General features: G+C 61.6%; 14 protein-coding genes. 9 read left to right on the top strand and 5 right to left on the bottom strand.

Annotation, left to right across the window (positions count from 1 at the left end):
- The first annotated feature begins 81 nt into the window (after positions 1-81).
- The 3 genes from rsmI (at position 82) to gshB (ending at position 2,306) form a co-directional block, all read left to right on the top strand.
- Positions 82-939: a 16S rRNA (cytidine(1402)-2'-O)-methyltransferase gene (gene rsmI, locus ACR0C5_RS08090; RefSeq protein ID WP_480875853.1), complete on the top strand. Its 858-nt coding sequence runs from the start codon at positions 82-84 to the stop codon at positions 937-939.
- A 1-nt stretch (position 940) separates the two neighbouring features.
- Positions 941-1,312, top strand: a complete 372-nt coding sequence (locus ACR0C5_RS08085; protein WP_480875851.1) for a YraN family protein — start codon at positions 941-943, stop codon at positions 1,310-1,312.
- A gap of 61 nt (positions 1,313-1,373) precedes the next feature.
- On the top strand, positions 1,374-2,306 hold the full coding sequence (gene gshB, locus ACR0C5_RS08080) for a glutathione synthase (RefSeq protein WP_170772470.1): 933 nt from the start codon (positions 1,374-1,376) through the stop codon (positions 2,304-2,306).
- Here the strand turns inward: gshB and ACR0C5_RS08075 are convergent.
- The 4 genes from ACR0C5_RS08075 to cobU are packed head-to-tail and all read right to left on the bottom strand — an operon-like array spanning position 2,303 to position 5,947.
- Complete coding sequence (locus ACR0C5_RS08075) at positions 2,303-3,814, bottom strand: YifB family Mg chelatase-like AAA ATPase (RefSeq protein ID WP_480875848.1); 1,512 nt, start codon at positions 3,812-3,814, stop codon at positions 2,303-2,305. The two genes, gshB and ACR0C5_RS08075, sit on opposite strands and share 4 nt — an antisense overlap.
- A 45-nt stretch (positions 3,815-3,859) precedes the next feature.
- A complete protein-coding gene (locus ACR0C5_RS08070; RefSeq protein WP_480876218.1) occupies positions 3,860-4,741 on the bottom strand; it encodes a glutathione S-transferase in 882 nt (293 codons plus the stop codon).
- A gap of 58 nt (positions 4,742-4,799) precedes the next feature.
- Positions 4,800-5,378, bottom strand: a complete 579-nt coding sequence (locus tag ACR0C5_RS08065) for a histidine phosphatase family protein (RefSeq protein WP_480875846.1) — start codon at positions 5,376-5,378, stop codon at positions 4,800-4,802.
- Positions 5,375-5,947, bottom strand: coding sequence for a bifunctional adenosylcobinamide kinase/adenosylcobinamide-phosphate guanylyltransferase (cobU, locus tag ACR0C5_RS08060; RefSeq protein WP_480875844.1), 573 nt, complete (start codon positions 5,945-5,947; stop codon positions 5,375-5,377). The genes ACR0C5_RS08065 and cobU overlap by 4 nt, the downstream gene beginning before the upstream one ends.
- A 49-nt stretch (positions 5,948-5,996) precedes the next feature.
- Between cobU and ACR0C5_RS08055 the strand changes: the two genes are divergently transcribed.
- From ACR0C5_RS08055 to ACR0C5_RS08030, 6 genes are all read left to right on the top strand, one after another.
- Positions 5,997-6,875 carry an RNA polymerase factor sigma-32 gene (locus ACR0C5_RS08055; RefSeq protein ID WP_170772462.1) on the top strand — a complete coding sequence of 293 codons (879 nt, stop codon included), beginning with the start codon at positions 5,997-5,999 and terminating at the stop codon, positions 6,873-6,875.
- The gene (locus tag ACR0C5_RS08050; protein WP_480875841.1) at positions 6,872-7,687 is read left to right on the top strand and encodes a ChaN family lipoprotein; all 816 of its coding nucleotides are present in this window, start codon (positions 6,872-6,874) and stop codon (positions 7,685-7,687) included. The genes ACR0C5_RS08055 and ACR0C5_RS08050 overlap by 4 nt, the downstream gene beginning before the upstream one ends.
- Positions 7,688-7,750: 63 nt before the next feature.
- A complete protein-coding gene (gene coaBC / locus ACR0C5_RS08045) occupies positions 7,751-8,947 on the top strand; it encodes a bifunctional phosphopantothenoylcysteine decarboxylase/phosphopantothenate--cysteine ligase CoaBC (protein WP_480875839.1) in 1,197 nt (398 codons plus the stop codon).
- Between the two features lie 15 nt (positions 8,948-8,962).
- Positions 8,963-9,418, top strand: coding sequence for a dUTP diphosphatase (dut, locus tag ACR0C5_RS08040; RefSeq protein WP_170789758.1), 456 nt, complete (start codon positions 8,963-8,965; stop codon positions 9,416-9,418).
- The gene (locus ACR0C5_RS08035) at positions 9,418-10,455 is read left to right on the top strand and encodes a HesA/MoeB/ThiF family protein (RefSeq protein ID WP_480875836.1); all 1,038 of its coding nucleotides are present in this window, start codon (positions 9,418-9,420) and stop codon (positions 10,453-10,455) included. Before dut ends, ACR0C5_RS08035 begins: the two co-directional genes overlap by 1 nt.
- Before the next feature lie 58 nt (positions 10,456-10,513).
- Positions 10,514-12,526 (top strand): M3 family metallopeptidase, encoded by a 2,013-nt coding sequence (locus tag ACR0C5_RS08030; protein WP_480875833.1) that lies wholly within the window; start codon positions 10,514-10,516, stop codon positions 12,524-12,526.
- Here ACR0C5_RS08030 and ACR0C5_RS08025 read toward each other — a convergent pair.
- Positions 12,515-13,447, bottom strand: a complete 933-nt coding sequence (locus tag ACR0C5_RS08025; protein WP_170772452.1) for a 2-hydroxyacid dehydrogenase — start codon at positions 13,445-13,447, stop codon at positions 12,515-12,517. The two genes, ACR0C5_RS08030 and ACR0C5_RS08025, sit on opposite strands and share 12 nt — an antisense overlap.

The following is a 13,447-nucleotide window of genomic DNA, read 5'->3' as shown; positions in this document are numbered from 1 at the left end:
AAAACTCCCTGTCCCAGCGGCTTGATGCTCCGCCATTCTGTTAGGCCGCGATAATAAACGTCACGCTGTGAGGGTCCAGCTTTGAATCACCAAAAAGTCAGATTGGGCTCGGGCCTGTATTTTGTTGCCACTCCGATCGGCACGGCGCGCGACATTACGCTCAGGGCACTGGACGTGTTGGCCTCGGCAGATGTGATCGCGGCTGAAGACACCCGCAGCCTGCGCCGGTTGATGGAGATACACGGTGTTCCGCTGGAAGGCCGTCGTATTCTGGCCTATCACGATCACAGCGGCGCTGGCGCGCGACAGAAAATTCTGCAAGCTCTGGCGGATGGCAGCTCGGTGGCCTACGCGTCCGAAGCCGGGATGCCTTTGATTGCCGATCCGGGCTATGACCTTGGCCGCCAGGCGGCCGAAGCGGGGCACACCGTCACCTGCGCCCCAGGTCCCTCGGCGGCTTTGATGGCGCTGACGCTTGCTGGCCTGCCCACGGATGCCTTCTTTTTCGCTGGATTCCTGCCCAACACATCGAACGCGCGAAAGTCAAGGATCGAGGCGCTGCGCGATGTGCCGGGCACACTGATCTTCTACGAATCACCCAAGCGCGTTGCGGCCTGCCTGTCGGACTTGGCCGCAATGTTGGGTGACACAAGACAAGCGGCAATGTGCCGGGAACTGACCAAGAAATTCGAGGAAGTGAAACGCGGAACTCTGGCCGAGTTGGCCGCTGATTTAAGCGGACAGACTGTCAAAGGCGAAATTGTCCTGCTTGTGGATCGCGGGCATTCGGAAACTGTTAACGAATTGGACGTAGAACAGGCTTTGAAGGAAGCCTTGGAAACCCATTCGGTTCGGGATGCGGCAGATCTGGTGTCGGATATGTTCAAACTGCCCCGTCGCCCGATCTATCAAAAGGCTCTGAAGCTGGGAAAGAGATGACATGTCCGCACACGCTGTTCGAAGTTCAGTTTCTTATCAGGCAGGCCAATCCGCTGAATTGCAGGTGGCTACGGACTATGAACATCGCGGCTATTCCATCGCGCATCGTCGCTGGCGCGGGGCCGGAGGGGAGATTGACCTGATCGCGCGGGATGGTGACTGCCTTGTGTTCATTGAAGTTAAGAAAAGCAGCAGTTTTGACCGAGCTGCGGAACGGATCAACCAGCGTCAGATGAAACGGATCTGCGCCTCTGCTTCACAGTTTTTGGAAAATGAACCCGCAGGACAACTGACGAATGTGCGCTTTGACGCAGCGCTGGTGGATGCAACTGGCGCAGTCAAAATCGTTGAAAACGCCTTTGGGCAAGCCTGACCCCCATTGAACCCTCGGGCTCGCTGGGCCATGTATCTGGCGTGAAACTGAGGGACACGCCATGAAAATCGCCTTTCAGATGGACCCAATCGGGGCCGTGGATATCAATGCAGACAGCTCATTCCGACTGGCCGAAGAGGCGCAGGCACGTGGGCATTCGCTGTTTTTCTACGGACCGGATCAGTTGGCGTATCAGGAAGGGCGCATAAAAGCACGCGGCCATGACATGACGGTGCAGCGTGTGGCAGGAAACCCGGCTGAACTGGGGCCTGAGCGTGAGGTTGATCTGGCCGATTTCGATGTGGTCTGGCTGCGGCAGGATCCACCGTTCGATATGCACTACATCACCTCGACGCATTTGTTAGACCGTTTGAAGGGCAAGGCGCTGGTGGTCAATGATCCGTTTTGGGTGCGCAATTACCCCGAAAAGCTGCTGGTGCTGGATTTCCCCGATCTGACGCCACCGACAACGATTGCGCGCGATCTGCAGACAATCAAAGCTTTCAAGGAAAAGCATGGCGATATCATCCTCAAGCCGCTTTATGGCAATGGTGGTGCGGGCGTGTTCCGGCTGGATGCCAACGACCGCAACCTGACTTCGTTGCATGAGTTGTTCACCGGTTTCTCGCGCGAGCCGCTGATTGTTCAGAAGTTCCTGCCCGATGTAAGCAACGGCGACAAACGTGTGATCCTTGTGGATGGTGAGCCGGTTGGCGCAATCAATCGCGTGCCAGCCAAGGGCGAGACGCGGTCGAACATGCATGTGGGCGGTCGCCCTGAAAAGATTGGCCTGTCCGACCGGGATTTGGAGATTTGCGCCGCCATTGGTCCTTTGCTGAAGGAAAAAGGCCAGATTTTCGTCGGCATCGACGTGATCGGAGATTACCTGACCGAGATCAACGTGACCTCGCCCACCGGCATTCAGGAGCTGGAACGGTTCGACGGTGTCAACATCGCTGAAAAAATCTGGCAGGCGATTGAAGCCAAGGTTTAAGACGCCGCCCGGGCGCTGATACGAAAGCTCAGCGCCTCGGCCACATGGGGGCGGCGGATATCCCGCGCGCCCTCAAGATCGGCAATGGTGCGCGCGACCCGCAGGACGCGGTGATAGGCGCGCGCCGACAGGCCGAACCGTTCGGCGGCTTTCAGTAACAGCTCTTTGCCTTCGGCGTCGGGTGCGGCGATCTCTTCCAGCAGCTTGCCCTCCATATCTGCGTTCTGGCGCGGCTCCATGCCCTCGAACCGCTCAGCCTGCACGGCGCGTGCGGCTTCGACCCGTGCGGCAACGGTGGCGGAGCTGTCCCCAGAAGGCGGCAGGTCCAAATCGGTGAACCCGACCGGAGGCACCTCGATCCGCAAGTCGAACCGATCCATCAGCGGGCCAGAGATGCGGCCCAGATAATCCTCGCCACAGACCGGCGCGCGGGAACAGGCGCGGGCAGGGTCGGTCAGGTAGCCGCATTTGCAGGGGTTGGCGGCGGCCACCAGCATGAAGCGGCAGGGGTATTTCACATGGGCATTGGCGCGGGCCACCATGACCTCGCCCGTTTCGATCGGTTGGCGCAGGGTTTCTAGAACGGTGCGTGGAAATTCAGGGAATTCGTCCATGAACAGAACCCCGTTATGAGCCAAGGAAATCTCACCGGGTTTCGCGCCTCGACCACCGCCGACAATCGCAGCCATCGAGGCGGTGTGATGCGGTTCTCGGAATGGGCGGGTGCGGCTGATCCCGCCTTCGTCAAGCAATCCGCAGAGCGACTGGATCATAGAGGTTTCCAGTGCCTCGGATGGGGTCAGAGGCGGCAGAATTCCCGGCAGACGCGCGGCCAGCATCGATTTGCCCGACCCCGGTGTGCCGATCATGATCAGGTGATGCCGCCCGGCAGCGGCGATCTCTAACGCGCGTTTGGCTCGCTCTTGCCCTTTCACGTCGCGCAGGTCGCGGACGCTGGGCGCAAGGCAGACCTCGCCGGGTTGGGCGGCGGATAAAGGGGCCTGACCTGAGAAATGCCGCACCACATCGCCCAGTGATGTGGCCCCGATAACCTGTGTAGCATCGACCCAAGCCGCCTCGGCGCTGGAGGCTTTGGGGCACAGCAGCGCGCGATCTTCGGCGGCGGCGGTCATGGCGGCGGGCAGGGCGCCGACGACGGGTACGAGCGATCCGTCCAATGACAGCTCACCCAGCGAAACCGCGCCTTCGGCAGCATCGGGAGGGATTATTTCCAATGCAGACAGCAGCGCGACGGCGATGGGCAGGTCGAAATGGCTGCCCTCTTTCGGCAGGTCGGCGGGCGAAAGGTTGATAGTGATGCGTTTGGACGGCAGCGCGATGGCCATGGAACTGAGCGCGCTGCGCACCCGGTCGCGGGCCTCGGACACGGCCTTGTCGGGCAGGCCGACGATGGAAAAGGCGGGCAGGCCCGGCGCGACGGCGCATTGCACCTCGACCGGGCGGGCCTCGACCCCTTGGAAAGCGACGGTATGAGAGCGGGCGACCATGAACGACCTTTTGGGTTAACAGGTCGTTGCTGGCACGCAGGCGGTTTAGGAATCGTTAACGCCTGCGACCATGTCAGAGAATTTCGGCCAAGCGCCAGGGTCTGCGGCGGTTTTGTCACGGCAGAACGGGTTGCAGAAGCCCCAGATGCGGCCATCCAATTCAAGGAAATCCGTCACAGGGTCGCCGGAATAGGGGCAGGTGGCGTTGACCGAGGGGCCTGCATCCACGGCGCGGGCTGCGGGCGACCCGACTGGCCATGGCTGGGTGGCCAGATCCAATGCATAGGGGAAGGGGTTATAGGACACAGTCAATCCCATCGCGCGCCATTGGCGGACGGACAGGTCAGACAGCATTTCAAGGCAATAGGTTCGGTTTGCGTCCGAAACGGGCAGGCCATAGCCGATAATCCGCGCGGCCACGGGTGTGTAGAACACATCCGCAAGGGAATAGTCCCCAAACAGTGGGCCGCTGACCGCCCCGGATACGCTGCGAGCATGCGCCCAAAGGGTCTCGATCCGATCAAGGTCACGCAGTGTATCGGCCGATGGTTCAAACCCAGTCCAGCAATGGTGCAACTGCATCGGGCATTCGCCGCGCAAGGCGGTGAACCCGGCCACCAACTCGGCGCATAACCAGCGCGCGGTGGCGCGGGCGGCTGGATCTGCAGGCCACAATCGGGCCTCGGGGTGGCGTTCGGCCAGCGTTTCGGCCATGGCGAGGCTTTCGCCCACCACCGTCCCGTCGGGCAGGCGTAAGGCGGGCACCAGACGGGCGGGGGCGAGTGGCTTCATATCCTCGGCCATGGTGCCGGAATAGAGGCCGATCATATGGGCTTTGTAAGGCAGGCCGAACCGTTCTAGCATCAGCCAGCCGCGCATGGACCAGCTGGAAAACAGGCGGTCCCCGATAAACAGATCATAAGTCATGTGGACAGAATGGCGCGGCATGACGCGGCGGTAAATCAGTGAATTGTGCGCAGGTGCATCACGCCAGGTGATTGATCCGCCCGACCGACCAGCGATCCCCGTGATGAGTCAGTTCCGTGACCGAGAGGTTGTCGATCTTGTGGCTGAACGCCTCTTGCGCGGTCACGTCCAGCGCGCGCTGCACCTGCGTCAAGATCACGCCGAAATGCACCACCACGACCAGATCGTGCCCTGTATGATCGGCCATCAGCCGGTCGATCACGGCATCCACCCGTGCGCGCACCTCGTTCCAGCTTTCGCCATCCGGGGGGCGCACGTCGCCGGGATTGTCCCAATAAGCAAAGGCGAGGTCGGGGTCTTCGGCCTCAATCTCTCGGAACCCACGCAGCTCCCAAGTGCCGAAATTGATCTCGCGCAGGTCGGGGTTGTGGGGCAGGCGGGTGCGTGTCCCCTGAATGGCCGAAGCCGTATCGGCGGCGCGGGACAGGTCGGACGAGATCACAACCGCATCAGACGGCAGATGGTCATGCAAGCGCTGGAGCGCCACTGTGTCGCTGAGGTCAGCGGGCAGGTCGGACCAGCCGACCATGGTTTTTGCATGGGTCGGCCCATGGCGGACAAGGTGCAGCCGGGTCATGGAAGCTGCCCTTTCAAAACCAAGGGCAGGCCCACCGTGACCTGCACCACCAGATCGGCCTGTGCCGCCAGCGCGATGTTCAGCCTTCCCTGCGCCTCGCGGAACCTGCGGGAAAGGGCGTTGTCGGGGACAATGCCCTGGCCCACCTCGTTCGAGACGACGATGACCGGGGCCCGACATCCGGCCAGAGCATCCAAAAGGTCCGCCTGCACCTGATCCAGATCGTTGTCAGCCAGTAGGTGATTGGTCAGCCACATGCTGGCGCAGTCGATCAGGCAAACTTGGCTTTTGTCCAGCGTGGCCAGCGACGGGCGCAGGTCCAGCGGGGCCTCAATGGTGGTCCAGCCATCGCCGCGCTGGGCGACATGCCGCTTCACCTTTTTGTGCATCTCGTCATCAAACACTTGTGATGTCGCCAGATAAATGCGGCTTTTTTCTGTTGAAACAGTAAGTTGTTCTGCAAATGCAGACTTGCCCGAGGCAGCTCCGCCTATAACAAAGGTTAAATCCGGATACACTATTCTTACCTTCCATGTGATCCACCCGGTTTCGTTCTGCGTATCGGCCATAGGTCGGCAAGGCAAGGCCGGGGTGCGCCTGCGAAAAGGGGAGGTTTCCATGGCACTGGATAACGCAAACGATTTTTCGATGTCACGGCAGGCAATGAAGGCCGAATTGCTGGACGCGGAGACCGAATTGAAATTGGCCTATGCGTGGCGTGACCACCGCGATGAAAAGGCGCTGCATCGGTTGATCACCGCATATATGCGGCTGGCGATCTCTATGGCGGCCAAGTTCAAACGCTATGGCGCGCCGATGAATGACTTGATTCAAGAGGCCGGTTTGGGCCTGATGAAAGCCGCCGACAAATTCGACCCGGACCGGGGTGTGCGGTTCTCGACCTATGCGGTCTGGTGGATCAAAGCCAGCATTCAGGACTATGTGATGCGCAACTGGTCGATGGTGCGTACTGGGTCGACGTCCTCTCAGAAATCGCTGTTTTTCAACATGCGCCGCGTGCAGGCTCGGCTAGAGCGTGAAGCTGCGACGGAAGGGATGGAATTGGACAGGCACCAGCTTCATCAGATGATCGCCACTGAAATCGGTGTCCCTCTGCGTGATGTCGAGATGATGGAGGGGCGCCTTTCAGGGTCGGATTTCTCGCTGAATGCAGTGCAATCCGCAGATGAGGATGGGCGCGAGTGGATTGACGCGCTGGAGGATGAGCGCGAGCAGGCCGCCGAAACCGTCGAGAACAGCCATGACACCGCGCAGTTGCGTGAATGGCTGGTAACTGCCATGCGATCCCTGAACGATCGTGAGCAGTTCATCGTGCGCGAACGCAAATTGCGGGAACCGGCGCGGACATTGGAAAGTCTGGGTCAGGAATTGGGTCTGTCGAAAGAGCGTGTGCGTCAGCTAGAAGCCGCCGCTTTCGTCAAAATGCGCAAGAACCTTGAAGCGCAATCGCGCGAGGTGCAACACTTCATCGCATGAGACAGTTTGCGATTCTGCTGTGTGCGCTTGTAGTTACAGCCGGTGTAGGCCGGGCCGATGGACTGATTCCTGATGATGTTGCCGACGCAATGCGCGCGGCGGATGTAGTGATTTTGGGTGAAATCCACGACAACCCACAGCATCACATCGTCCAAAAAGAGGCGTTGGAGATCATCAACCCCTCGGCCGTGGTCTGGGAAATGGTCACCGAAGAGGGCGCGCAACGGCTGGCTCAGAAAGCTGCGACCAACCCCGAGGAATTGGACCGTATCCTGAAATGGGCCGAGATGGGGTGGCCGTCCCTCAGCATGTATTACCCGGTCTTTCAGGCTACCGATGCGCCGGTCTATGGGGCGATGGTTCCCCGTGCGGCGGCGCGCGCTGCAATGGAACGGGGTGCTGCCACGGCGCTGGGCGCGGATGCGGCGCGCTATGGGCTGACCGTGCCTCTTTCGGCTGCGGATCAGGCTGAACGCGAGGCAGATCAACTGGCGGCGCATTGCGATGCGCTCCCGCAAGAGGCGCTGCCTCAGATGGTGGCCATCCAACGTTTGCGCGACGCGGTTCTGACGCGTTCGATCTTGCGTGCCGATGACGAAACAGGCGGGCCGATTGCTGTGATCACCGGCAATGGGCATGCCCGCAAGGATCGCGGGATTCCGACGTTCACGTCCCGGCTGCGCCCTGGTTTGAAAGTCTTTGTGTTGGGGCAGTCCGAGGATGGCGCGATCTCAGGCGAGTTTGACGCGGTGATCGACAGCCCTTCGGTCGAACGCGAAGACCACTGTCTGGCATTCCAGACGCAGAATTAACCGCTGGAACTGTCTGGCCTGCTTGCCTAATGTCAGGGCCGACCGGGACGGGAAGGGCTGAACATGCTGGCATCGAAACGAATTCTGCTGATCATCGGCGGAGGCATCGCAGCCTATAAATCACTGGATCTGATCCGACGCCTGCGCGAGCGCGGCGCGGCCGTGACCCCGGTTCTGACCCGCGCGGCTGAAGAATTCGTGACGCCTTTGTCCGTGTCTGCCTTGGCCGGAGAGAAGGTCTATCGTGACCTGTTCGATCTGACCGATGAGGCCGAGATGGGCCATATCCAACTGTCCCGTTCCGCTGATCTGGTGGTGGTTGCCCCGGCCACCGCTGATCTGATGGGTAAGATGTCCAGCGGGCTGGCCAATGACATGGCCTCGACCCTGCTGATGGCGACGGACACGCCTGTGCTGTGTGCGCCCGCCATGAATGTGCGGATGTGGGATCACCCCGCGACGCAGCGCAATCTGGCGCAATTGCAGGCGGATGGTGTTCGCTTTGTGGGCCCGAACGAGGGCGATATGGCCTGCGGCGAATACGGCCCCGGCCGCATGTCCGAACCGCTGGAGATCGTCGCGGCGGTCGAGGCGCAGCTGGGTGGCGGCCCCTTGCAGGGCAAGCGTATTCTGGTCACGTCTGGCCCCACACATGAACCTATTGATCCGGTGCGCTATATCGCCAACCGGTCCTCGGGCGCGCAGGGAACGGCGGTGGCGCGGGCGCTCGCCGCGCTGGGGGCCGAGGTGGTGTTTGTCACCGGCCCGGCGGATGTGGCTCCGCCCCAAGGCGTACAGGTGGTTGCGGTCGAGACCGCGCAACAGATGTCGGATGCGGTGGACGCCGCCTTGCCCGTGGATGCGGGCGTGTTTGCGGCGGCTGTAGCGGATTGGCGGGTGGCCAGCGCCTCGGACCGGAAGCTAAAGAAAACTCGCGACGGCCTGCCCGCGCTGGAATTTGCGGAAAACCCCGACATTCTGAAACGCATCTCGCATCTGGAAACGGGTCGCCCCGCGCTGGTCGTGGGCTTCGCCGCCGAGACCGATAGTGTGATCGAACACGCCACCGCGAAGCGCGCGCGTAAGGGGTGCGACTGGATTGTGGCCAATGATGTCAGTCCCGCCACCGGCATCATGGGCGGGTCCGAGAATGCGGTCACGTTGATTTCGGACGCAGGGGCCGAAGAATGGCCACGTATGAGCAAGGACGCTGTGGCCGAGCAGTTGGCGCGCAAGATCGCCGACGCGCTGACCGCGTGAGGGAAAGGAAACAAGATGGTTGCAATTCGCGTGATCCGCGAGGACGGCTCTGACCCCTCAGTACCGTTGCCGTCCTACGAAACCACTGGTGCGGCGGGCGCGGATGTTCGAGCCAACCTACCGGATGGAGCGTCGATAACGCTGGACCCCGGACAGCGCGCCTTGGTTCCCACCGGCCTGCGGATCGAAATCCCGAATGGCTATGAGGTGCAGGTGCGTCCAAGGTCCGGGCTGGCGTTGAAACATGGGATCACGCTACCCAACACGCCGGGTACGATCGACAGCGATTATCGCGGCCCGCTGGGTGTGATCGTGCTGAATGCCGGGCAGGAGGTGTTCGAGATCACCCACGGCGAACGCATTGCGCAGCTTGTCGTGGCCCCGGTCGTTCAGGCCACGTTTGAGTCTACCGATACGCTCAGCGACACCGAACGCGGCGCGGGTGGGTTCGGCTCGACCGGGCGCGGCTGATGCTGTTGGTTTTCATTCTGGCTGCCGGGCTGTGGGGCGTTGGCTATCTGGCTGGCGTGTCGCGCACCGCGCGGATGACATCCGTCGGGGTGTTGCTGTTGGGCGTGATCACGGCGCAGCTGGTTCTACCGGACGGGCACCCCTTGCGTCAGGCGACTGGCGGCTCTGCGGCGATGTGGCTGATCCTGACTGGTTTCGCGGTTCTGGTTCTGGTTTATGGAAGGGTGCTGAAAGCGTTACGCAACCGCGCGACGCCCGCCACGAAGGAGTCCGCCATGCCATCCGACCAATTCTCTGAAACCGAGCTGGAACGTTATGCCCGCCATATCGTGTTGCGGGAACTGGGTGGGCCGGGTCAGAAAAAGATGAAACAGGCCCGTGTGCTGGTCATTGGCGCAGGTGGTCTGGGCGCGCCCGCCCTGCAATATCTGGCTGCAGCCGGGGTTGGAACCATCGGTGTGATCGACGATGACGAGGTCGAGAACGCGAACCTGCAACGTCAGGTGATCCACCGCGACGCGGATATCGGGATGCCCAAGGTGTTCTCGGCGCAGCAGGCCATGCAGGCGCAAAATCCTAATGTGATCGTTCTGCCCTATCACCGTCGTTTGACCGAAGAGATCGCGCAGGATTTGTTTGCCGATTTCGATCTGATCCTCGATGGGACTGACAATTTCGACACTCGCTATCTGGCCAACCGCACGGCGGTTGCGCTGGGCAAGCCGCTGATCTCGGGTGCGCTGTCGCAATGGGAAGGGCAACTGAGCGTCTTTGACCCCGCTCATAACGCCCCCTGCTATCAGTGCATCTTCCCCGAGGCCCCGGCCCCCGGATTGGCCCCGTCGTGTTCCGAGGCGGGGGTGATCGGCCCTCTGCCCGGCGTTGTGGGCTCGATGATGGCGGTTGAGGCGATCAAGGTGATCACCGGGGCGGGGCAGGCCCTGCGCGGTGAAATGCTGATCTATGACGCGCTTTATGGTGAAAGCCGCAAGATCACCCTGTCGCGCCGCGCCGATTGTCCGATTTGCGGTAAGTGAGCGCGCGCACTGGATCATCCCGCCCTGCGTTCCTAGGTTGTGCTCAAAGGAGAGTTTCATGACCAACCCGATCCTGTCCGACTGGACCACACCGTTTGAAATCGCGCCCTTCGACACGATTGCCGACACCGATTTCGCGCCCGCGCTGGATGCGGCCTTGCAGGCGCATAACGCGCAGATCGCCGCCATCGCGGACAACCCCGACGCGCCCAGCTTTGCCAATACGGTTGAGGCGCTTGAGGCTGCGGGTGAGCAATTGGACAAGGTCCTGTCCGTCTTCTTCACTGTGGCCGGGGCTGACAGCAACCCGGCGCGAGAAGAGCTGCAGCGTGACTTCTCGCCCAAGCTGGCGGCGCATTTCTCGGGCATTTCGTCGAACAAGGCGCTGTTTCAGCGGGTGGCCGACCTGTGGGACCGAAAGGATGATCTGAACCTGACCGACGAACAGGCGCGGGTTCTGATGCTGAACCATCGGGGCTTCGTGCGCGCGGGCGCGGCGCTGACCGGGGATGCAGACGCGCGGATGCAGGAAATCAGGGCGCGGCTGGCCTCGCTGGGTACATCCTTTACCCAGAACCTGCTGGCGGATGAGCGTGAGTGGTTCATGGACCTGTCCGAGGATGATCTGGAGGGTCTACCAGATTTCGTCGTGGATGCGGCCCGCGCCGCAGGGCAGGAAAAGGGTGTAGATGGTCCCGTTGTCACCCTGTCCCGCTCGATCATCGTCCCATTCCTGCAATTCTCGCCCCGCCGCGATCTGCGCGAGGTGGCCTATAAGGCCTGGACTGCGCGTGGCGCGAATGGGGGCAAGACGGATAACCGCGAAAATGCCGCCGAAATCCTCAGCCTTCGCGAAGAACGCGCCAAGCTTCTGGGCTATGACAATTTCGCGGCCTACAAGCTGGAAACCGAGATGGCCCGCACGCCGGACAAGGTGCGTGACCTGCTGATGCAGGTCTGGGAACCCGCCAAGGCCCGCGCCGATGCGGACGCCGAGATTCTGACGCAGATGATGCAGGCGGATGGGGTCAATGGCCCACTGGCCGCGTGGGATTGGCGCTACTACGCCGAGAAACGCCGCAAGGCCGAGCATGATCTGGATGAGGCGGCGCTGAAACCCTACCTGCAGCTGGACCGGATGATCGAGGCCACCTTTGCCTGTGCCAACCGCTTGTTCGGGTTGGAGTTCGGGCCGCTGGACGTGCCGCTCTACCACCCCGATTGCCGCGCTTGGGAGGTCACGCGCAATGGTCAGCATATCGCGGTGTTCATCGGGGATTACTTCGCGCGGGGCTCCAAGCGATCCGGCGCGTGGTGCAGCGCGATGCGGTCGCAGGCCAAGTTTCCCAAGGTGCAGGCTCCGGTCGTGATCAATGTCTGTAATTTTGCAAAGGGCGATCCGGCGCTGCTGTCTTATGATGACGCCCGGACGCTATTTCATGAATTCGGCCATGCGCTGCATCAGATGCTGTCGGATGTGACTTATGAAAGCATATCGGGTACGTCTGTCGCGCGCGATTTCGTAGAACTGCCCAGCCAGCTTTACGAACACTGGTTGGAAGTGCCCGAAGTTCTGGCCGAGTTTGCCACCCATGCCGAAACCGGCGCGCCGATGCCGCAAGACATGCTGGACAAGGTGCTGAAGGCCGCCAATTTCGATCAGGGGTTTCAGACGGTCGAATATGTCGCCTCGGCGCTGGTCGATCTGGAATTCCATGACGGCGCGGCCCCGGTGGACCCGATGGCAAAACAAGCGCAGGTGCTGGACGGTCTTGGGATGCCTCCGGCCATCGGGATGCGCCACGCCACGCCGCATTTCGCGCATGTCTTTGCGGGTGACGGCTATAGCGCGGGCTATTACAGCTATATGTGGTCCGAGGTCATGGACGCCGACGCCTTCGCCGCCTTTGAAGAGGCCGGTGGCGCATTCGATCCCGACCGCGCCAAGGCGCTAGAGGAGAACATCCTGTCCACCGGAGGCTCCCGCGAGGCCGAAGACCTGTATCTGGCCTTCCGGGGCCGGTTGCCGGGGGTCGAGGCGTTGCTGAAAGGGCGCGGGCTAGTAGCCTAAAGCGCGGTCGACGAGGTGCAGGTAGGGTTCACCCGCCTCACCGCGTCGAATGTTTTCAACGATCACCTGCGCGGCTGTCACTGGCCGCGTTTCCGAGGCGATATGCGGCGTGACCGTCACGTTCGGATGCGCCCAATAAGGGTGGTCGATTGGCAAGGGTTCAACCCGGAACACGTCCAGCGTGGCGTGGCCGATTTGTCCGGCGTTCAGCGCATCCAGCAGGGCGCTGTCGTCGATGAGAGGGCCTCGGCCCGGATTGATCAGACATGCGCCCTTAGGCAGCAGGGCGAGAGTTTCCGCGTTCAACAGGTTCTCGGTCGCCGGTGTGTCGGGCAGCAGCAGAACGACGATTTCAGCTGTGGTCAGCGCCGCGCGTAGCCCGTCTTCGCCGTGCAGGCAGGTGACACCGGGGATGTCCTTGGGCGACCGACTCCAGCCCGTGACGTTGAAACCCAATACAGCAAGTGCCCGCGCGGATGCCTCGCCCAACATGCCAAGGCCCAGTATGCAGACGGTGCGTTCAGGGGCCAGCGGTGGGGCCTCGGGTGTCCATGTGCCGTCCTGAACAGTGATATGGCGGTCCATTCCAAGATGGTATCGCAGCACGTGGCCGACCACCCATTCGGTCATGCCTTGCGTCAGGCCGAAATCCACCATTCTAGCGAGGGGAACGGTTAGGGTCGCGTTATCTGCGATGCTTTCGACCCCGGCCCACAGGCTGAGCACGGCCTTCAGCCGCGAATACGGCGTGAAGTCCAATAGCCCACCGTTTGGCGCATAGACCACGTAATCGACCTGATCCGGGTCCATCTGCGTTCCGATTGCCGCATCCACCCCCGCATTGGTCAAGCCGTCTGACAAGAGGGGTTCATACACGGGCCACAATTCAGGGCGCGCGGAAAACAGGACGTTCACGGGCAT

This window comes from Ruegeria sp. N8 (genome assembly GCF_056531325.1).
Note: the sequence above shows the minus strand (reverse complement) of the source record. Positions and strands in the feature narration are given on the sequence as shown.